The organism is Uliginosibacterium sangjuense (assembly GCF_059132465.1).
In genome coordinates this window covers 2,951,178-2,969,979 of sequence record NZ_CP101132.1, presented here as the reverse complement: position 1 = coordinate 2,969,979, position 18,802 = coordinate 2,951,178, and the positions used below count along the sequence as shown (strand labels likewise).

Sequence of the window (18,802 nt, the reverse complement as noted above, 5' to 3'; positions counted from 1 at the left end):
CCGAACTTGGTCTCGACATTTCTCGTAATCAAGCCGGAATATTTTTTCAGACTTCAGACACAGTTTGACCTGAAGAAAAAAGTGCGGCTTGGCCGCACTTTTTTTTTGCCGCAAGCATCCAGTCCAGATATTCAAGCAGCGAGAAAGCACCATGCCCAATATCACGCTTCCTGACGGTTCCGTACGCAGCTTTGAAGCCCCCGTATCCGTGTTCGATGTGGCAGCCTCCATTGGCGCCGGCCTTGCCAAGGCCGCCCTTGCTGGCCGTGTTGACGGCAGGCTGGTCGATACCACGCATGTCATTGCGGGCGATGCGAGCTTGGCAATCGTGACTGAGAAGGATGCGGATGGGCTGGAGATCATTCGGCACTCCACCGCCCACTTGCTGGCTTATGCAGTCAAGGAGCTGTTTCCCGACGCTCAGGTCACTATCGGCCCGGTCGTGGAGCACGGCTTCTACTACGACTTCGCCTATTCGCGCCCCTTCACGCCGGAAGACCTGGAAGCCATCGAGAAGCGCATGACTGAGTTGTCCAAGAAGGACATCCGCGTCACGCGCGAGGAGTGGGATCGTGACGAAGCGGTCAAGTTCTTCGAAGGCATGGGCGAGCACTACAAGGCCGAGCTGATTGGCGCCATCCCGTCGGGCGAGACGATCTCGCTGTATCGCGAAGGCGATTTCATCGATCTGTGCCGTGGCCCGCACGTGCCGTCCACCGGCAAGCTCAAGTTCTTCAAGCTGATGAAGGTGGCCGGCGCCTACTGGCGTGGCGATGCCAAGAACGCGCAACTGCAGCGCATCTACGGTACGGCCTGGGCCAAGAAGGAAGAGCTGGAAGCCTACCTGCACATGCTGGAAGAGGCAGAGAAGCGCGACCACCGCCGCCTCGGCAAGCAACTGGACCTGTTCCACATGCAGGACGAGGCGCCCGGCATGGTGTTCTGGCATCCCAAGGGCTGGACGCTGTGGCAGGCCGTCGAGCAATACATGCGTGGTCGCCTGATCAAGGCCGGCTACGACGAGGTCCGTACGCCCATGATCATGGATCGGGTGTTGTGGGAGAAGTCCGGCCATTGGGAGAACTACCGCGACAACATGTTCACAACGGAGTCCGAGAAGCGCGACTACGCAGTGAAGCCCATGAACTGCCCGGGGCACGTGCAGATCTTCAATCACGGTCTGCGCTCTTACCGCGACCTGCCTTTGCGCTTGGCCGAATTCGGTTCCTGTCATCGCAATGAGCCCTCTGGCGCGCTGCACGGTCTGATGCGCGTGCGCGGCTTCGTGCAGGACGATGCGCACATCTTCTGTACCGAGGAGCAGATCGAGTCCGAGGCGAAGGCTTTCGATGCGCTGCTGATGAGCGTCTACAAGGACTTTGGCTTCCATGACGTGGCCGTCAAACTGGCGCTGCGTCCCGAGAAGCGCGCTGGTTCCGACGACGTCTGGGATCGTGCCGAGGCGGGTCTGCGCGCTGCACTCAAGGCTTCTGGCAAGGAGTGGGAAGAGTTGCCGGGTGAGGGCGCCTTCTACGGCCCCAAGATCGAATACCACATCAAGGATGCGCTCGGCCGTTCCTGGCAGTGCGGTACGCTGCAGCTCGATTTCGTGCTGCCTGAGCGCCTGGGGGCGGAATATGTGGCCGAGGACAACTCTCGCCAGCGTCCTGTGATGCTGCATCGCGCCATTCTGGGTTCGCTGGAGCGCTTCCTGGGCATCCTGATCGAGAACTTCGGCGGCGCCTTCCCCTTGTGGCTTGCACCGACCCAGGTCGTGGTCATGAATATCTCGGAAGGCCAGGCCGACTACGTGGCGGAAGTGACGCAAACGCTGCTCGCCAATGGGCTGCGCGCCGAAGCGGATTTGCGGAACGAGAAAATTACCTATAAAATCCGCGAACATAGCTTGCAAAAGCTGCCCTACCTGCTGGTTGCAGGCGACAAGGAAAAGGCAGCGGGTACCGTCGCCGTGCGTGCGCGGGGCGGCCAGGATCTGGGCGTGATGCCCGTCAGCGAGTTGGTCGAGCGACTTCGGCGCGAGGTGGAATCCCGCGGCGAGGGCGCTTAATTTTTAATTTTCGGAGAGCCGAGCCATAGCACAAGACAAGTCGCACCGCATCAATCGGGAAATCAATGTTTCTGAAGTGCGGTTGGTAGGAGAGGACAGCGAGCAACTGGGTATCGTTTCGATCCAGCAGGCGCTGACCATGGCCGAGGAAGCAGAAGTCGATCTGGTGGAAATTGCGCCACAGGCCAAGCCCCCAGTTTGCCGTCTGATGGATTACGGCAAGTTCAAGTATCAGGAGCAGAAGCGGGCGCACGAAGCCAAGCTGAAGCAGAAGCAGATCCAGGTTAAAGAGGTGAAGCTTCGTCCGCAGACTGATGAGAACGACTACCAGATCAAGATGCGAAACATGGTCAAGTTCCTCACCGAGGGCGACAAGGTCAAGGTGACCCTGCGTTTCCGAGGGCGTGAAATGGCCCACCAGGAATTCGGTGTGCGACAGCTGGAACGCATCAAGAGCGACCTGGAAGAACTGGGTGTTGTGGAGCAGTTCCCCAAGCTGGAAGGCCGCCAGATGGTGATGGTGCTGGCGCCGAAGAAGAAGCAGTAAGGATTCAGGAGTTTCCGCAAGGAGGCTCCGAGCGGTCGGCAGCGGCGCCGTAAGCGGCTGCAAAACAAGTGATTTCCGGTAAGCAAGCGTCTAGCAAGTCTTTGTTGTTCGCAGACCACCGGCCGTCATGTTCAAACAACTGGAGTAATGCAATGCCGAAGATGAAGACCAAGTCCGGCGCGGCCAAGCGTTTCAAGGTCCGCGCCAGTGGCAGCGTCAAGCGCTCGCAAGCGTTCAAGCGCCACATCCTGACCAAGAAGACCACCAAGAACAAGCGCCAGCTGCGCGGCATGACGGGGGTGCACGACACCGATACCGCCCGTATCCACGCAATGATGCCTTACGCATAACGAGAGGAGATAAAAGATGCCCCGAGTTAAGCGTGGTGTAACGGCTCGCGCCCGTCACAAGAAGGTTCTCGACAAGGCCAAGGGTTACCGCGGCCGTCGCAAGAACGTATACCGTATTGCCAAAGAAGCGGTGATGAAGGCCGGTCAGTACCAGTACCGTGACCGTCGTCAGCGCAAGCGTCAGTTCCGTCAGCTGTGGATCGCGCGTATCAACGCGGCGGCCCGCGAGCTGGGCCTGACCTACAGCCGCTTCATGAACGGCCTGAAGAAGGCTGCCATCGAAGTGGACCGCAAGGTTCTGGCCGACCTGGCCGTGTTCGACAAGCCCGCGTTTGCGGCGCTGGCAGAACAAGCCAAGGCCAAGCTGGCTTAAGCTCACAGAGCTGGAAAAAAGGAGGCTCAGCCTCCTTTTTTTTTGATTATTGTTGTTCGGCATCGAGAAGATTGGCGTGGAAAACCTCGACCAGATCCTGAATGAAGCGACGGCCGCGTTTGCCGCCGCATCGGACGCTCCCGCGCTGGAGCAGGCCAAGGCAAAGTTCCTTGGCAAGAGTGGCAGCCTCACCGAGTTGCTCAAGGGCCTCGGCAAGCTGGATCCGGAGGCGCGTCGCGCCGCCGGTGCCGAAATCAACCGTTGCAAGACTGCCGTCGAGGCTGCGCTGGAAGCGCGCCGCGAGGCCTTGCGCAACGCGCAACTGGAAACGCAACTGCGTGCCGAAGCGTTGGACGTGACGCTGCCGGGCCGTGGTGCCGGGTGGGGCGGATTGCATCCGGTCACGCGTACGCTGGAGCGCTTCGAGACCCTGTTCCGCTCCATCGGCTTCGAAGTGGCCGACGGCCCCGAAATCGAGGGCGACTGGCACAACTTCACCGCACTGAACACGCCGGACAATCATCCCGCGCGTTCGATGCACGACACTTTCTACCTGCAGGACGCTGAGGGCGTGCTGCTGCGTACGCATACCAGCCCGGTGCAGATCCGTGCCATGCAGGCGCACTCGGCGCGCCATGCCGATGCGGACGTCATGCCCGAGCTGCGCGTCATCGCGCCGGGGCGCGTCTATCGTGTCGATTCCGATGCGACGCACTCGCCGATGTTCCACCAGGTTGAAGGCCTGTGGGTGGGCGAGGCCATCAGCTTCGCGGGCCTCAAGGGCGTGATCATCGACTTCCTGAAGCGCTTCTTCGAGACCGATGAGCTCCAGGTGCGCTTCCGTCCGTCCTTCTTCCCGTTCACCGAACCCTCGGCCGAGATCGACTTCGCCTTCATGAGCGGTCCCAACAAGGGACGTTGGTTGGAGATCGCCGGCTGCGGCATGGTCCACCCCAACGTACTGAAGAACGGCGGTATCGATCCGGCGCGCTATACCGGTTTTGCCTTCGGCATGGGCCTGGATCGCCTCACGATGCTGCGCTATGGCATCAATGATCTGCGACTGTTCTTCGAGAACGATCTGCGTTTCCTGACTCAATTCAAGGACTAGGTTTTCGCTATGCAGTTTTCCGAACAATGGCTGCGCAGCCTGTGCAATCCCGCGCTGGATAGCGACGCGCTGTGCCATCTGCTGACCATGGCCGGCCTTGAGGTGGAAGAGGTCGATGCCGTCGCGCCGCCGTTCACCGGCGTGGTCGTGGCGCAGATCGTGTCCTTCGAGAAGCACCCGAACGCCGACAAGCTGAAGGTGTGCATGGTCGACATCGGGACCGGCCAGTTGCAACAGATCGTCTGCGGCGCGCCCAATGTCGTGGCCGGTATGAAGGCTCCTTGCGCCACGGTGGGGGCCAAGCTACCGGGCTTTGAGATCAAGGCGGCCAAGCTGCGCGGCGTGGAATCCAACGGCATGATGTGTTCGGCTGATGAGCTGGGCATGTCGCAGGATCATGACGGTCTGCTTGTGCTGCCCGAGGATGCGCCGGTCGGTGCCAATGTGCGTGACTATCTCGCGCTGGACGACCGCAAGATCACTATCAAGCTGACGCCGAACCGTGCCGACTGCCTCAGCCTCGCCGGCATCGCACGCGAACTGGCCGCCTTGACGGCAACGCCGCTGTCTCTGCCCACCGTGACGCCGGTTAACGCGGCTACGAACGATGCCCGCCCCGTGCGCCTGGAGGCGCCGCAAGGCTGCCCGCGCTACGTTGGCCGTGTGATCACGGGGGTCAATCCCGCCGCGCCGACGCCGGCCTGGATGCGCCAGCGCCTGGAGCGTTGCGGCGTGCGCTCGATCAGTGCTGTCGTCGACATCACGAACTACGTCATGCTGGAGCTGGGTCAGCCCATGCATGCCTTCGACAACGACAAGCTGTCGGGTGCCATTGTCGTGCGCATGCCGCGTGCCGGTGACAAACTGGAACTGCTCAATGGCCAGGTCGTCGAGCCGGCGGCCGATACGCTGCTGATCACCGATGAGTCGCGCGTACTTGCGCTTGCCGGTGTCATGGGCGGCGAAGAGAGTGGCGTGACTGACACGACGCGCAATGTGTTCCTGGAGTCGGCCTTCTTCCAGCCGGACGCCATCGTCGGTCGTGCCCGTGCCCTGGGCTTCTCTTCTGACGCCTCGCATCGTTTCGAGCGCGGTGTGGATTTCGCCTTGGCCGCGCAGGCTATGGAGCGAGCCACCGCGCTGCTGCTGGACATCTGTGGCGGACAGGCGGGCCCCGCACAGGAAGCGGTGGCCACCGACGCGTTGCCGCAGCGTGCCGCTGTTGCCTTCCGCCCGCTACGCGCGCGTCGCGTGTTGGGCGTAGACGTCAGCGACGCCGACATGCGTGCGGCCTTCGAGCGCCTCGGCTTTGTCGTGGCCGCTCAGGGGGAAACGTTCAGTGTCACGCCGCCCAGCTACCGTTTTGACATCCAGATCGAGGAAGACCTGATCGAGGAGGTCGCCCGTGTGCACGGTTACGACAACATCCCGGCCCTGCCGCTGGTGGCGCCGACCACGATGTTGCCACGCACCGAAACTGCGCGTCCGGTGCATGTGCTGCGTCACCAGTTGGCCGGTCGAGACTACCAGGAGGTGATCAGTTTCGCCTTCGTGGAAGAGGGCTGGGAGGCCGATTTCGCGGGCAACACGACACCGATCCGCCTGGCCAATCCGATCGCCAGCCAGATGTCAGTCATGCGCAGCAGCCTGATCGGTGGCCTGGTCGGCGTGCTGTCGACCAATCTGCGCCGTCGCGCCGGGCGGGTGCGGCTGTTCGAAATCGGGCGTTGCTTCGAACGCACGACGATGGAACAGCCCGTCGCCGGTTATCACCAACCGCAGCGCGTGGCGGCTCTGGCCTGGGGACCGGCTGTCGCCGAGCAGTGGGGGGCGACGACACGCAAGATTGACTTCTACGATGTGAAGGCGGACGTTGAAGCCTTGCTGCCGGGGGCGACCTTTGCTGTCACGACACATCCTGCGCTGCATCCTGGCCGTTGCGCCAGCGTGAGCCTGGATGGTCGCCAGATTGGCGTGATCGGTGAGCTGCATCCGGCCTGGGTGCAAAAGTATGAGCTGGGCAGTGCGCCGGTGCTGTTCGAGCTGGAACTGGATGCGGTGCTGGCCGCGCATGTACCGGCCTACCGAGAGGTCACCAAGCTGCCTTCCGTGCAGCGTGACCTGGCACTCGTCGTGCCTGCGACCCTCCCTGTCGGCGAGTTGCTGGCAGCCCTGGAAAAGGCTGCGGATGAGGTGGTGAAATCGCTGCAAGTCTTTGATGTCTATACGGGCAAGGGTATCGAAGCCTCGCACAAGAGCGTTGCGCTTCGGGCGGTGCTGCAGCACACTGAACGCACGCTCGAAGAGGCGGAGATCGAGCAGGCAATGCGTGGTCTGGTCGATCTGGCCGCCCAGCGCTTCGGTGCGGAATTGCGCGCATAAATAGAACGATTGAGTCATGACGCTGACAAAAGCAGAACTGGCCGACCTGTTGTTCGACAAGGTTGGCCTCAACAAGCGCGAAGCCAAGGACATGGTCGAAGGCTTCTTTGAGGAAATACGTAACGCGCTGGGCCGTGGCGAAGAGGTTAAGCTGTCCGGGTTCGGCAACTTCCAGTTGCGTGACAAACCACAACGTCCGGGGCGGAACCCGAAGACGGGAGAAGAGATTCCCATTACCGCCCGGCGTGTTGTGACCTTCCACGCCAGTCAGAAACTGAAGGCCGCAGTTGAAGAACTGAGCCATGTTGAGCGACAGCCCTGAACCGCTAGAGCTACCCCCGATCCCTGCCAAGCGTTACTTCACGATTGGCGAGGTGAGCGAATTGTGCGGCGTCAAGCCGCATGTGCTGCGTTATTGGGAGCAGGAGTTCACCCAGCTACGCCCGGTCAAGCGGCGCGGCAACCGGCGTTACTACCAGCACCATGAGGTCTTGCTGGTGCGGCGTATCCGCGAGCTGTTGTACCGCGATGGATTCACGATCAGCGGTGCGCGCAACCGGCTGGAAGAGGTCGCCGAGCTGGAGCATGAGGTCATCGACCAGGCCGAACGCGAGCGTGCGACCTTGTTGAGTGTGCGCACCGAGCTGATCAACCTGCTTGAAATTCTGCGCGCCTGAGACGGGCTTTTTTGTAGTTCCAGTCGTGCAGACTGGGCTTCGTCTGCTATAATGCGCAGCTCGTGTCGGGGCGTAGCGCAGCCTGGTAGCGCACTTGCATGGGGTGCAAGGGGTCGCGAGTTCGAATCCCGCCGCCCCGACCAATTGAATACGAAAGGCCAATCTCCGGATTGGCCTTTTGCTTTCCGGAAGTCCAACAAAAAGCCCGCGATTTGCGGGCTTTTTGTTGGCGCAAGAATCAACTAGAACTCCTCGTGCTCGCCCAGGTAGCGCCACTGGCCAACTGGCAGCTTGGCGAGTTTCACACGGCCGATGCGGATGCGCTTGAGGCCGACGACGCGCAGGCCCACCAGTTCGCACATGCGGCGGATCTGGCGCTTGCGGCCCTCGCGCAGCACGAAGCGTAATTGGTCCTCGTTCTGCCAGCTCACCTTGGCCGGCTGCAGCTCGACACCGTCCAGCATCAGGCCGTGGTTGAGCAGTTTGAAGCCTTTCTCGGTAAGGCGGCCCTCCACGCGCACCAGGTATTCCTTTTCGATGTCGCTGTACTCGCCGATCAGGGCTTTGGCGATGCGGCCGTCTTGCGTGAGCACCAGCAGGCCGGTGGAGTCGATGTCCAGGCGGCCGGCCGGGGCGAGCTTGCGGACGATGCGCGCGTCATACGGGCGGCGGGTCGGATCCTCGCTCCACTGGTTGGCGGCGGTGATCAGCACGGCGGCGGGTTCGTAACCATCTTCGGCCTGGCCGGAGACGTAGCCGATGGGTTTGTTGAGCAGAATGGTCACACGGCGGTTCTGCGCGGCCTCGGCCACGCGTGCGAGTTCGATCTTCTGCTCCGGCAGCACTTTGCTGCCCAGCTCGTCGACGATGACGCCATCGACTTTGACCCAGCCGCGCTCGATGTACTCGTCGGCCTCGCGGCGTGAACACAGGCCCAGCTCAGCCATTCGCTTGGAGAGGCGCATCGCGCCTGCCGGATCTTCATGTTCATGTGCCGGGGGTGCGTGACGAGGGGCTGCGGGGCGGCGGGGCGCTTCTTCCTCGCGATGGGCAGCGGGGCGCTCGCGTTGTGCCAGCTCGGCTTCGACCTCAGCAAAGCGCCGACGTGGGCGCGGCGTGTCTTCTTGTTGTGATCGCACGCGAGCGGGGGGCGGGCTATCGTGCTGGCCGTCCTCGCCGCGTGAGCGGCGTGCGTGGGAGCCGCGCTCGGCGTCGCGTTCGGCATAGCTGGGGCGACGTGTCCGTTCACCTGTTTCAGCATAAGGGGCGGCCTCGCGTGCTTGGCGGGCGGGGCGCTCCGTGTCGTCAGTACGTCGTGGCGTGCTCTCATCCGCCGTGCGCGGGCCGAAGCCGCGGCGTTCGTCGCGCGGGGGGCGCGAATCTCGGGGAGCGAAGTTCTCGCCATCTCGGTTGCGGGCCGGGCGGCGTTCCTCCCCGCGGAAACCCTCATCGCGGCGGGGGCCGCGCGGTGCGCGTGGTGCCTCGCGTTCGTCGAAGCGGCGAGGCGGGCGTTCTCCCGCTCGCTGCGCATCGCGTGTCGGGCGGCGCTCGAATCCTTCCTGGCGCGGCCGATCGCCTGGATCGCGACGCGGTCGGTCCGTCGCTTCACGGCGAGGGCGCTCGTCCCGCGTCTCGCGGAAACGGTCTGCGCGCGGCTCACCTTCACGGTAGGGAGGACGTGCATCGTCCCGGCGCGGGTGGGCAGGGGCTTCGTGTGCGTCGCGACGTGGCGCAAAGCTGCGGCGCTCGCCAGGACGTTCATCGCGCGCGCCGGAGGCGTCCGTGTTGCGACGAGGCGGACGGTCGGCATACCTGTCGGTGTCGCGTGCGCCGGCAGCGGTATCTCGGGGCCGGCGCGGGGCGGCGTCGTCGCGCGGCGGGCGTGGGCTGCGCGCGGGTTTTTCGGGCGCGGGGTCGCCGGCACCGCGGCGCGGCTTGGTCGCGCCGCCGCGGATCGGCGCCCGGGTGCGGGGCTTGGTGCTGTCTTCTGCGGCCTTGGCGGGCAGGGACAGGGTGCTGCGTTTCTTGGTGTCAGGCATCAGGGGGTCGATCCGGGTCAGGCAGAGGCGGCATGCGCTGCATGCTTTGCAGTGTAGGAGGGGATGTGCCGGGGCGCCCGCTCAGGGGTGGTAGCCCAGCAATTCCAGGTGTTTGGGGCGCAGATAGCACCAGTCGCTGGGCTCCAGCTCGGGCAGGCTGCCGTCGTCCAGCGAGAGTTGGCCGACGGCCGTGCGGTGCAACTGCGCCACATGGTTGCCGGCCGCCGCGATCATGCGCTTGACGAGGTGGTACTTGCCTTGATCCACGACCAATTCGAGTCGTCGGTCGGCCAGCTTGCGCGCCGCCAGGGCGAGTACCGGCTCCGGTTCGTCATGCAGTTGCACGCCGTCGAGCAGGCGGGCGATCAGGGCATCGTCGACCGGCGCGGCCGTCTCGGCCTGGTAGGTCTTGGTGACCTGGCGCTTGGCCGAGGATATGGCGTGGATGAACTGGCCGTCGTCGGAGAACAGCAGCAGGCCGGTGGTATCGACATCAAGCCGGCCCACGCTCTGCACGTTGCGCGCGACCAGCGGGTCGGGCAGCAGGTGATAGACGCTCTCGTTGTGCTTGGGCTTGTGCGAGCACTCGTAGCCGGCCGGCTTGTTGAGGGCGATGTAGACCTGCTCGGCGTACTCCCACTCCCAGTCGTCGATCTCGAAGATGAAGCCGGCAGTGTCGAATTCCACGAACGGGTCGGTGATGACCTGGCCGCCGACCTTTACCGCGCCATCGCGCACGAGACCGCGGCACTCCTTGCGGGAGCCGAAGCCTTGGGACTGGAGGATTCTGTCGAGTTGCATCTTGTTGCCGCGTAAAGCGCTGATTATCGCATCAACGGTTTTCCAACCGGTTGTAGTCGAGCAGGCCGGAGGCGATGGGTTCGCGCGCCTGGTAGTCGGCATGCAGCGCGTCGCTGAGCGGCCAGAAGCTCGGGCTGCTGCGGCGTACGCCGAAGCGACCCATGAGCGCGGCATAGTCCTTTTCGCCCTTGAGTGCGGCGAGCTGGGCGGTGAAGGCAGGTAGCTCGCTGCGGCGCAGGCGGAAGATGGCATTGGGGTAGGCGCCGACGAAACCGTCCAGCACGTCCAGCGTGTATTCGGCGGGCACCACGGCGCGGCTTTCCGACAGCAGATGGGTCACGTTCAGGTGCGCGGTGTTGCGCAGCAGGCTCAGGGTGCGCGGCGGCATGCCGGGGTCTTCGATGCGTAGCAGGCTCAACTCGGGCAGCCACTGCAGGGCGCTGCCGCGCAGGGCGGAGAGCGCATCAAGATGCTGGTGCAGCGGCGACTCACCGATCTGCACGCGGGCGTGGCCGGTCCGCAGGACCGGCTGCAGATGGGCGTGCAGCATGGCCATCAACTGGCGGTCGGCGGGCATTCCGGGCTGGTAGCGGATGCCGCTTTCCTGGGCGAAGAAGGCGTACTTGCCATAGACCAGGTCCTTCACGCCGTCCGGCGCCATGCGATACCAACGGTCGCGGGTCGGGATGCGTTCGGCCTGTGGCAACAGGGAGAGGAAGTTGAACTCGCTCTCCATGCGCAGGAAGTCCATGTAAAGCCGCGTGTTGAACTGGTGGCCGATGTTGCCGAACACGTCGTAGCCGGCAACCAGCAGGTAGTGCACGCGTTCCAGCAGCGAGTAGCTGAAGATCCAGGCAGTTTTGGGCGTCTCGCCTTCCAGCCCCTTCAGCACCGTGGCGCTGTCGAAGTGGCGGTAGACGGTGAGGGCGGCATTGTCGTTGCGCTGGTCGCCGTTCCACACCAGTGCGAGGCTCACCTGCGCCGGGTCCTTGAAGCGTTCGGCGTAGTACGCCGACTTGGCCTGGAGGTAGCTGTGCTGCAGGGTCGAGTAGCGCAGCCAGGTGCTCAGTACGAAGCTGGTGCTGTCGTGCTCGGCCGGCAGGGCGAGTTTGCGCGACTCGCGGGCGAGGAAGCTGGCATCGTCCTCGGTTATCGCGTCCGGGTCCTGGAAGAAGACCCAGAAGTGATCGTTGATCACATTGAGCGCGGTCTGGCCCCGGCACACCGGGCCCTTGATGAAGCCCATGATGGTGAACTGCGCTTCATCGAGCATGAAGCGGTAGCGTGAGCTGACCGGCAGATCGCGGAAGGCGAGGAAGGGGTTGGAGGCGACCTCCGGATCGTAGGAGGGCAGTCGGGAGACGGCCTGCCCCGTTCTGAGGAATAACTCGGTCCAGCGAGCCATGCGTGCCGGGTCCAATGCATACGGCATGTGACTCTTGGCCGAGATGCTTTCCTGTTCGGGACGCAGGCGGTAGTAAACGCGCGCGACGCCTGGCGCGTCGAAGGGGCGGCGGGTGGCGATCTCGCGCAGCGGCTGGCCCGGCGGGGTGCTGGAGCGCACCAGGCGGAAGTAGCGCGGCGGTGCCTGCGTGGCGGGTGTCTGGTCGGCGAAGTACAGATGGGCCAGGAACAGGTGCTCGTAGATGTAGCGGCTGGCGAGCTGCATCTGCAGCGCATCGTCGTTGAGAAAGCGTTCCCAGTCCTCGACCTGACGGCGTTCGGTGGGCGTGATCGGTGCTGGCCCTGCATAGGGTGCGCCTTGTTGCAGCCAGCGACGGATCGTGCCGGTTTCCTGCTCGTTCAGGGCAGGCAAGCCGAAAGGCATGCCCCATTGCGGTTTCTTGCGCTCGAAGTCGTCGAACTCCTCGATCCTGGCGCATTGCTGGGCACGGTCCAGCGAGAAATCGAGATCACCTTTGACCGGCTCGTCCGGCGTTAGCGGATGGCGATCCTTGAGGTCCAGCACGCGAGCGAGCAGGCTGGCCTGTGTCTCGGCTGGTCCACGGTCGGCGAACTCGTTGAGTACCGGGTGGAAGCCCTTCTTGCGCCACTCGGACGGTGTATCCGCGTCGATGTAGAGTCGTGTCGGCTCGGCCGCGACCAGGCGCTCCGCGTCGTACACCGGCTGCTTGCTGGCGCCGCGGGTGAGCCCCTCCCAACTGCTCAGCTTGAGTTGGCAGGGCGCGTCGTAGCAAGCATGGCAGACCACGCAACGCGCATCGAGGATGGGCTTGACCTCGCGCTCGAAGGAGACGGGTGTCGAGAACTCCGGCGCAGCGGGTCGGGGCTGGTCGAAACGGGTCGGGTCGGCGGGGCCGAACAGGGCTGTCAGGTCGGTGGTGGCCAGCGTGGCGCAGCCGATCAACAAGGCACTCAGGGCAACGCCCAGCAGGCGGGTGGGTCTCATCGGCCGGGTCTCCGTGGGGCGGCGGTGATTCGGGAAGGCGCGCTTACTGCCCGCGCATGAAGAGTTTGTCCAGCTCGTTCATCGACAACTGCACCCAGGTCGGGCGGCCGTGGTTGCACTGGTCGGCGCGCTCGGTGGCTTCCATGTCGCGCAGCAGGGCGTTCATCTCGGGAATCGTCAACTGGCGGTTGGCGCGTACCGCGCCATGGCAGGCCATGGTGGCAAGCAACTCGTTGCGTCGTGCGGCGATGACCTCACTGGCCGGGTAGTCGCGCAACTCAGCCAGCAAGGCGCGCAGCAATTCGCCGACGTTGGCGCGCGCCAGCAGCGCCGGCACGCTGCGCACGGCCAGCTCGTTGGGGCCGGCCGCGGCGATGTCGAAGCCCATGCGCGAGAGCGATTCGGCGTGCTCCTCGACGGTGGCCAGTTCGATCTTGCTGGCGTTGAACACCGCCGGGATCAGCAGGCGCTGCACACTGGGATTGCCCTCCAGCACATGCTTCAACTGCTCGTACAGGATGCGCTCATGCGCCGCGTGCATATCGACGAGGATCAGGCCGCTGGCGTTCTGCGCCAGCACATAGACGCCATGGATCTGGCCCACCGCGTAGCCCAGCGGCGCGCCAGTATCGGTCTGGGGCAGGGCGGATGCCGCGTTGCTGCGGGCGAACGCCTCGATGTCGCGCGGGGAGAAACCCCGCTCGGTCGGCGCAAAGCTGGCGAGCCGCTCCAGCGAGGGAGGGCGGCTGTCGATGCGCGGCGGGGTGGGCGAGGCGCCGCCGAAGCGGTGTGCGGCCAGGCTGGGTTCCTCGACGGCCAGCCGCACCTGTTCGGTCGGCCCGCTGTAGGTCAGGGGCTGTGTGGCCGGGGCGGCGACCTGGACTGGCGCGGCCAGGGCGCGGCTCAGCCCGTGGAACACGAACTGGTGGATCGCGCGCCCTTCGCGGAAACGCACCTCGGTCTTGGCCGGATGCACGTTCACATCGACACCGGCCGGATCCAGATCGAGGAACAACACGAAGGCTGGGTGGCGTGCGCCGTGCAGGATGTCGGCATAGGCTTCGCGCAAGGCATGCTGGATCAGCTTGTCGCGCACGAAGCGGCCATTCACATAAAAGAACTGGGCATCGCGCGTGGCACGCGCGTAGGCTGGCAGCGCGGCGAAGCCGGACAAGCGCAGGCTGCCGCTGCTCACGTCGACCACCCGTACCTGGGCCATGAAATCGTCGCCCATGATCTCGCGTGCCCGACGTTCGGCATCGCCCGCCGCGAGCCGCAGATTGACGCGGCCGTTGTGGGTGAGCTGGAAGCCGATCTCGGGCCGCGCCAGCGCAATGCGGCGGAACACGTCGTCGCAGTGTGCATACTCGGTGGCGTCTGACTTCAGGAACTTCCGTCGCGCCGGCGTGTTGTAGTAGATGTCTTCCACCTCCACCACCGTGCCGGCGTTGAGCGCGGCCGGCACCGGCTCGCGCTCGCGCTCGGTCACGCGCCAGGCATGCGTCGCACCGATCGCCCGGCTGATGATGCGGGTGCGGGCCACCGAACTGATGGCTGCCAAGGCCTCGCCGCGAAAGCCCATGGTGCCGACGGCCTCCAGGTCTTCCAGCGAGCTGATCTTGCTCGTCGCATGGCGCTCCAGGGCCAGCGCGAGGTCGCCCTTGTCGATGCCGCAACCGTCGTCGGCCACGCGCAACTGCTTGATGCCGCCCTGCGCCAGTTGCACCTCGATGGACTGGCTGCCGGCGTCCAGGCTGTTCTCCATCAACTCCTTCAACACCGAGGCCGGGCGTTCGACGACTTCGCCTGCGGCGATCTGGTTGATCAGGACTTCCGGGAGTTTCTGGATGGTGGGCATGCGGGGGCGGATGAGGCTGGGTCAGTCCCGATTATACGGGCTGCGATGCGCTCATCCGGGCTACCACACGACAGCTTCATCCACCGCGTAGAGCCGGCACGGTGCAGTGCTTCTCGCCTGGCAGAAGGCCAGCGCACGCGAAGGCGCATCGTCGCCCTGGCTGGCTGCGGAATGCTGCGGGCTGATCGCCAGTGCGCGTGGCGAAGGCATCTTCAGAAACTCGCGATAGACCTCCAGCCGCCTCGGGTTGACCACGTGCGGCAGGGCAGATTCATCGTCGAGCGCGGCGTAGCCGCTGGCCGGCACCGGGCGGATGGCTCCGGGCACGGTGTAGCCGAAGCGGGCGAGAAAGCTGTCCACCATTGGTTGCCACATGTCGTTGGCCAGCCCGAAGAGATTGTGCCCCTCGTTTTTCGCCTCTGCGCCCAGTGGCGGCAGCACATGCAGCTCGGCACGCCCGCCACCGCGCCGGAACGCGCGGTGCAGGTCCTGCGCGAAGGCCGGGCCGAAGAATTTGTCGTTGGCGCTGTACAGCCACAGCATCGGCGGGCCGCCGCGTCGCGCAAGGCGCGTGGTGGTGGCGAGCATCTCGGGCACCCCGCAGGGCTTGCCCGGGTGCGCCTCGGGGTGGCCGTTGCTGCCACCGGAGAAGTTGATCCCTGCAAACAGACCGGGGATGCCAGATGAATTGGTCTGGATCGTAACGAAGCCACCAACGGACTCGCCCACCAGCAGCAGGCGGTCTGGCGCGATCCAGGCTTCGCGGCGCAGATGTTCGGTGACGGCGCGAATCTGGCGGAGGCCAGACTCGACCAGGCCGCGCGAATCGATGCAGCCCCAGCCACGGTTGTCGGGATCGCCCACGCCCACGGTGTCGGCGTAGCCGATGCGCGAGGGCACGGCGACCGCAAAGCCCTTGCGCACGAAGTAGCGCGCCGCAAAGCTGTAGCGGAAGCGTGGGATGGCGGCGCGCTCGCGGGGGTTCTCGGCGCGGCCATGGTTGATGATCACCAGCGGGAAGGGACCGTCACCCTCCGGCTTGTAGGTCGTGACCAGGATGTCGGCCGCGTACTCCTTGCCGAAGCGATCGACCGCGGTGACCGGCACGCGGCGCACCGCTTCCTGGATGTCGCCGGCCGGCATCGGATTGAGCGCCGGCGAGGGGGCCGGCTCGGGGATCTGCGCCGCGCCCTGCCGCCAGGCCAGCAACAGGATGAAAAGGAAGAGGCCGGGTAGCGCCCGACGCATCAGCGGGTGGGCGGGGAATCGAGCAGCGCGACGCTGGACTTGGACAAGGGCGGGTTGCCGGCGAAGTAGCGTTTGATGCCGGCGAACAAGGCGTTTGCCATCTTCTCCTGGTAGTCCTCGTCGGCCAGCTTGCGCTCTTCCTCCGGGTTGGAGATGAAGGCCGTCTCGACCAGGATGGAGGGGATGTCCGGCGCCTTGAGTACGGCGAACCCTGCTTCTTCCACCTCGCCCTTGTGCAGGCGGTTGATGCCGCCGACTTCCTTCAGCACTGCCTTGGCGACCTTGGCGCTGTCATTGAGCGTGGCCGTTTGCGACAGGTCCAGCAGGGTCTTGGCCAGGTGCGCGTCCTTGATGCCGACGTTCACGCCGCCGACCAGATCGGCCGCGTTCTCCTTCTGAGCCAACCAGCGTGCCGCCGTACTCGACGCGCCGCGCTCCGACAGCATGAACACCGAGCTGCCACGCGCCTCGGGCTTGATGAAGGCATCCGCATGGATCGACACGAACAGGTCGGCCCGTACCGTGCGCGCCTTCTGCACCCGCTGGCCCAGGGGGACGAAGAAGTCGGCATCACGCGTGAGCATCGCACGCATGCCGGGCTCGGCGTCGATGCGTTGCTTGAGCTTGCGTGCGATCTGCAGCGTCACATGCTTTTCCATGGTGCCACCACGGCCGATGGCACCCGGGTCCTCACCGCCGTGGCCGGGGTCCAGGGCGATGGTGATCATGCGGCCATTGAATGGCTTTTTTTGCTTGACCGGCTCGGTCGGGGCCGGCTGCGGACTGTCGATTCTTGCGGGCTCCACCGGAGCCGGTGCCTCGGCCACGGTCTCTTCTTTCATGTGACCGTTCTTGTCGAGCAGCGCCATCAGCGGGTCGACCGGCTGGGCAGGGTAGAGGTCCAGCACCAGACGATGCTTGTAGCTGCCCACCGGGGGCAGGGTGAAGACCTGCGGATTGACCTCGGCCTTCAGTTCGATGACCAGGCGCACCACGCCCGGGCGGTTGCGGCCGGCACGGATCAGCTTGATGTACGGGTCGCTGGCGGTGATCTTGTCCGGCAGGCTCTGGATCACGCTGTTGAATTCCACCCCCTCGATGTCGACCACCAGGCGTGCCGGGTCCTTGACCATCTGCTGGGAGAACTTCGGCAGGTCGTCGCTTTCCAGCGTGACGCGGGTGTAATCCGCTGCCGGCCACACGCGCACGGCGATCAGGCGGACTTCAGCGGCATTCGAGACCGGGCTGACGAGCAAGGTCAGCAGTGCGCTGCCGGCCTTCAACAGAGAGCGGCGGCGAGCATCCAAAGGAACGGCAGACTTCATGTGGCGGGCGGGATGTAGCGGCTCAGACATGCCAGCCCTCTTGCGGAGCTGGCGCGCATCTCGACACGCCGGCCGGGGCCATCGATGAACAGGTGAATGTCGATATCAGGTGCCGGCACGTAGGGCAGGGCCTTGTCGGCCCATTCCACGAGACACACTCCGCTGCCATCGAAATACTCGTCCAAGCCTGCATCGAGAAACTCGTCTGGGTGAGTGAACCGATAAAAATCAAAATGATACAGTGAGATTCTAGAAACTACATAAGGTTCCAGCAAGGTGTACGTCGGGCTTTTCACCGCGCCGGTGTGGCCTAGCGCACGCAGCAGGCCGCGCGTGGTCGTGGTTTTGCCCGCGCCGAGGTCGCCCGACAGCCAGATCGTCAGGCCGGGCTCAAGTACAGGGGAGAGGGATGCGCCGAAACGCTCGGTGGCCTGCTCATCTGCCAGACGTACAAGGTAGTCGCCTGCGTGAGGGGCGCCGTTATCATCCGCAGCGTGACTGGAACTCAAGTGGATCAACCTTCTCTCGATGTGGCTGCGCTCAAGACGCAGATACTGGGCTGGGCGCGCGAACTCGGTTTCGCGTTCGCCGGCGTGGCGGGCGTGGATCTCTCCAGTGCCGAGCCGGGCCTGCTGGCCTGGTTGGCCGAGGGCAATCACGGCGAGATGGATTATATGGCCCGCCATGGGCTCAAACGTGCGCGTCCAGCCGAGCTGCAGCCCGGCACGCTGAGCGTGGTCTCCGTCTGCATGAACTATTGGCCGGAGCAGGATCGCAGCATGGCCGAGGCACAACTGGCCGACCCCGATGCCGCGTACGTGTCGCGCTACGCCCAGGGCCGCGACTATCACAAGCTGCTGCGCAGTCGCCTGCAGAAGTTGGCCGAGCGTGTGCAGGCCACCGTCGGCCCGCGTGGTCACCGCGTATTCGTCGACTCGGCGCCGGTGCTGGAAGTGGAACTCGCGACGCGTGCCGGCCTCGGTTGGCGCGGCAAGCACACGCTGCTGCTGAACCGTGAGGCGGGCTCCTTCTTCTTCCTGGGTGAGCTGTTCCTTGATATTGCGCTGCCACCGGATGCGGTGCCGGAGGAGCACTGCGGGCGCTGCACCCGCTGCATCGACGCCTGCCCGACCGGCGCCATCGTCGCACCGTACAAGGTGGATGCGCGGCGCTGCATCTCCTATCTGACCATCGAGCTGAAGGGGGCCATTCCGGAGGACTTGCGCCCGCTGATCGGCAACCGGGTCTACGGTTGCGATGACTGCCAGCTTGTGTGTCCCTGGAACCGCTTTGCGCAGACCTCGGTGGAGGCGGACTTCGGCGTGCGCAATGGATTGGATCGGGCCCGTCTGGCCGAGCTGTTCGCCTGGACGCGCGAGGACTTCGAGACGCGCCTGGCCGGTTCAGCGATCTATCGCATCGGCTATGAGGCGTGGCTACGAAATCTTGCCGTGGGGCTGGGCAACGCGTCTGACTCACCCGAGGTGGTGGTGGCCTTGGAGGCGCGGCGCGATGATCCGTCGCCCCTGGTGCGCGAACACGTCGAGTGGGCTTTAAGGCAGCACGGCCGCTAGAATTGGCCCTCACTCCTCACTCCTCACTCCTCACTCCTC

The 18,802-nt window shown here is 64.7% G+C and carries 17 protein-coding genes and 1 tRNA gene; 10 read left to right on the top strand and 8 right to left on the bottom strand.

From position 1 onward, the window contains the following. Positions 1–46: 46 nt before the first annotated feature. The gene (locus tag NMB43_RS13770; protein ID WP_494352181.1) at positions 47–298 is read right to left on the bottom strand and encodes a hypothetical protein; all 252 of its coding nucleotides are present in this window, start codon (positions 296–298) and stop codon (positions 47–49) included. Between NMB43_RS13770 and thrS the strand changes: the two genes are divergently transcribed. The 9 genes from thrS to NMB43_RS13725 all read left to right on the top strand — a co-directional run bounded on the left by thrS (position 209) and on the right by NMB43_RS13725 (position 7,651). Continuing rightward, positions 209–2,068 (top strand): threonine--tRNA ligase, encoded by a 1,860-nt coding sequence (gene thrS, locus NMB43_RS13765; protein WP_494352149.1) that lies wholly within the window; start codon positions 209–211, stop codon positions 2,066–2,068. The genes NMB43_RS13770 and thrS overlap by 90 nt on opposite strands. 76 nt (positions 2,069–2,144) lie before the next feature. Next, a complete protein-coding gene (gene infC, locus NMB43_RS13760; RefSeq protein ID WP_494348735.1) occupies positions 2,145–2,615 on the top strand; it encodes a translation initiation factor IF-3 in 471 nt (156 codons plus the stop codon). A 152-nt stretch (positions 2,616–2,767) separates the two neighbouring features. Then, a complete protein-coding gene (gene rpmI, locus NMB43_RS13755; protein WP_494348734.1) occupies positions 2,768–2,965 on the top strand; it encodes a 50S ribosomal protein L35 in 198 nt (65 codons plus the stop codon). Positions 2,966–2,981: 16 nt separating this feature from the next. Further along, positions 2,982–3,338: a 50S ribosomal protein L20 gene (gene rplT / locus NMB43_RS13750; protein WP_494348733.1), complete on the top strand. Its 357-nt coding sequence runs from the start codon at positions 2,982–2,984 to the stop codon at positions 3,336–3,338. Positions 3,339–3,414: 76 nt separating this feature from the next. Next, positions 3,415–4,449, top strand: a complete 1,035-nt coding sequence (gene pheS, locus NMB43_RS13745; protein WP_494348732.1) for a phenylalanine--tRNA ligase subunit alpha — start codon at positions 3,415–3,417, stop codon at positions 4,447–4,449. Positions 4,450–4,458: 9 nt separating this feature from the next. Then, a complete protein-coding gene (pheT, locus tag NMB43_RS13740) occupies positions 4,459–6,831 on the top strand; it encodes a phenylalanine--tRNA ligase subunit beta (RefSeq protein WP_494348731.1) in 2,373 nt (790 codons plus the stop codon). Positions 6,832–6,847: 16 nt separating this feature from the next. Beyond that, complete coding sequence (locus tag NMB43_RS13735; RefSeq protein WP_494348730.1) at positions 6,848–7,153, top strand: integration host factor subunit alpha; 306 nt, start codon at positions 6,848–6,850, stop codon at positions 7,151–7,153. Next, the gene (locus tag NMB43_RS13730) at positions 7,134–7,508 is read left to right on the top strand and encodes a MerR family transcriptional regulator (RefSeq protein ID WP_494348729.1); all 375 of its coding nucleotides are present in this window, start codon (positions 7,134–7,136) and stop codon (positions 7,506–7,508) included. Before NMB43_RS13735 ends, NMB43_RS13730 begins: the two co-directional genes overlap by 20 nt. 66 nt (positions 7,509–7,574) lie before the next feature. Then, positions 7,575–7,651 (top strand) — tRNA-Pro (locus NMB43_RS13725). 99 nt (positions 7,652–7,750) lie between these two features. Here NMB43_RS13725 and NMB43_RS13720 read toward each other — a convergent pair. The 7 genes from NMB43_RS13720 to tsaE all read right to left on the bottom strand — a co-directional run bounded on the left by NMB43_RS13720 (position 7,751) and on the right by tsaE (position 17,707). Continuing rightward, positions 7,751–9,547 carry a pseudouridine synthase gene (locus NMB43_RS13720; RefSeq protein ID WP_494348728.1) on the bottom strand — a complete coding sequence of 599 codons (1,797 nt, stop codon included), beginning with the start codon at positions 9,545–9,547 and terminating at the stop codon, positions 7,751–7,753. Between the two features lie 81 nt (positions 9,548–9,628). Continuing rightward, positions 9,629–10,348: a pseudouridine synthase gene (locus tag NMB43_RS13715; RefSeq protein ID WP_494348727.1), complete on the bottom strand. Its 720-nt coding sequence runs from the start codon at positions 10,346–10,348 to the stop codon at positions 9,629–9,631. A 31-nt stretch (positions 10,349–10,379) separates the two neighbouring features. Beyond that, positions 10,380–12,758, bottom strand: coding sequence for a fatty acid cis/trans isomerase (locus NMB43_RS13710; protein ID WP_494348726.1), 2,379 nt, complete (start codon positions 12,756–12,758; stop codon positions 10,380–10,382). A 43-nt stretch (positions 12,759–12,801) separates the two neighbouring features. Further along, on the bottom strand, positions 12,802–14,616 hold the full coding sequence (gene mutL / locus NMB43_RS13705) for a DNA mismatch repair endonuclease MutL (protein ID WP_494348725.1): 1,815 nt from the start codon (positions 14,614–14,616) through the stop codon (positions 12,802–12,804). Between the two features lie 60 nt (positions 14,617–14,676). Beyond that, positions 14,677–15,864, bottom strand: coding sequence for an alpha/beta hydrolase family protein (locus NMB43_RS13700; protein ID WP_494348724.1), 1,188 nt, complete (start codon positions 15,862–15,864; stop codon positions 14,677–14,679). Beyond that, positions 15,864–17,219 (bottom strand): N-acetylmuramoyl-L-alanine amidase, encoded by a 1,356-nt coding sequence (locus tag NMB43_RS13695; RefSeq protein WP_494348723.1) that lies wholly within the window; start codon positions 17,217–17,219, stop codon positions 15,864–15,866. The genes NMB43_RS13700 and NMB43_RS13695 overlap by 1 nt, the downstream gene beginning before the upstream one ends. Next, positions 17,186–17,707 carry a tRNA (adenosine(37)-N6)-threonylcarbamoyltransferase complex ATPase subunit type 1 TsaE gene (gene tsaE / locus NMB43_RS13690; protein ID WP_494348722.1) on the bottom strand — a complete coding sequence of 174 codons (522 nt, stop codon included), beginning with the start codon at positions 17,705–17,707 and terminating at the stop codon, positions 17,186–17,188. The genes NMB43_RS13695 and tsaE overlap by 34 nt, the downstream gene beginning before the upstream one ends. Between tsaE and queG the strand changes: the two genes are divergently transcribed. Further along, positions 17,699–18,763: a tRNA epoxyqueuosine(34) reductase QueG gene (gene queG, locus NMB43_RS13685; protein ID WP_494348721.1), complete on the top strand. Its 1,065-nt coding sequence runs from the start codon at positions 17,699–17,701 to the stop codon at positions 18,761–18,763. The genes tsaE and queG overlap by 9 nt on opposite strands. Positions 18,764–18,802 lie beyond the last annotated feature (39 nt).

What these genes read in the sequence shown, in the direction of transcription:
- NMB43_RS13770 (WP_494352181.1), bottom strand. Translation starts at nt 298, where the DNA reads ATGCGTGGTATCGACCAGCCTGCCGTCAACACGGCCAGCAAGGGCGGC.
- rpmI (WP_494348734.1), top strand. Translation starts at nt 2,768, where the DNA reads ATGCCGAAGATGAAGACCAAGTCCGGCGCGGCCAAGCGTTTCAAGGTC.
- rplT (WP_494348733.1), top strand. Translation starts at nt 2,982, where the DNA reads ATGCCCCGAGTTAAGCGTGGTGTAACGGCTCGCGCCCGTCACAAGAAG.
- pheT (WP_494348731.1), top strand. Translation starts at nt 4,459, where the DNA reads ATGCAGTTTTCCGAACAATGGCTGCGCAGCCTGTGCAATCCCGCGCTG.
- NMB43_RS13735 (WP_494348730.1), top strand. Translation starts at nt 6,848, where the DNA reads ATGACGCTGACAAAAGCAGAACTGGCCGACCTGTTGTTCGACAAGGTT.
- NMB43_RS13730 (WP_494348729.1), top strand. Translation starts at nt 7,134, where the DNA reads ATGTTGAGCGACAGCCCTGAACCGCTAGAGCTACCCCCGATCCCTGCC.
- NMB43_RS13720 (WP_494348728.1), bottom strand. Translation starts at nt 9,547, where the DNA reads ATGCCTGACACCAAGAAACGCAGCACCCTGTCCCTGCCCGCCAAGGCC.
- NMB43_RS13715 (WP_494348727.1), bottom strand. Translation starts at nt 10,348, where the DNA reads ATGCAACTCGACAGAATCCTCCAGTCCCAAGGCTTCGGCTCCCGCAAG.
- NMB43_RS13710 (WP_494348726.1), bottom strand. Translation starts at nt 12,758, where the DNA reads ATGAGACCCACCCGCCTGCTGGGCGTTGCCCTGAGTGCCTTGTTGATC.
- mutL (WP_494348725.1), bottom strand. Translation starts at nt 14,616, where the DNA reads ATGCCCACCATCCAGAAACTCCCGGAAGTCCTGATCAACCAGATCGCC.
- NMB43_RS13700 (WP_494348724.1), bottom strand. Translation starts at nt 15,864, where the DNA reads ATGCGTCGGGCGCTACCCGGCCTCTTCCTTTTCATCCTGTTGCTGGCC.
- NMB43_RS13695 (WP_494348723.1), bottom strand. Translation starts at nt 17,219, where the DNA reads ATGTCTGAGCCGCTACATCCCGCCCGCCACATGAAGTCTGCCGTTCCT.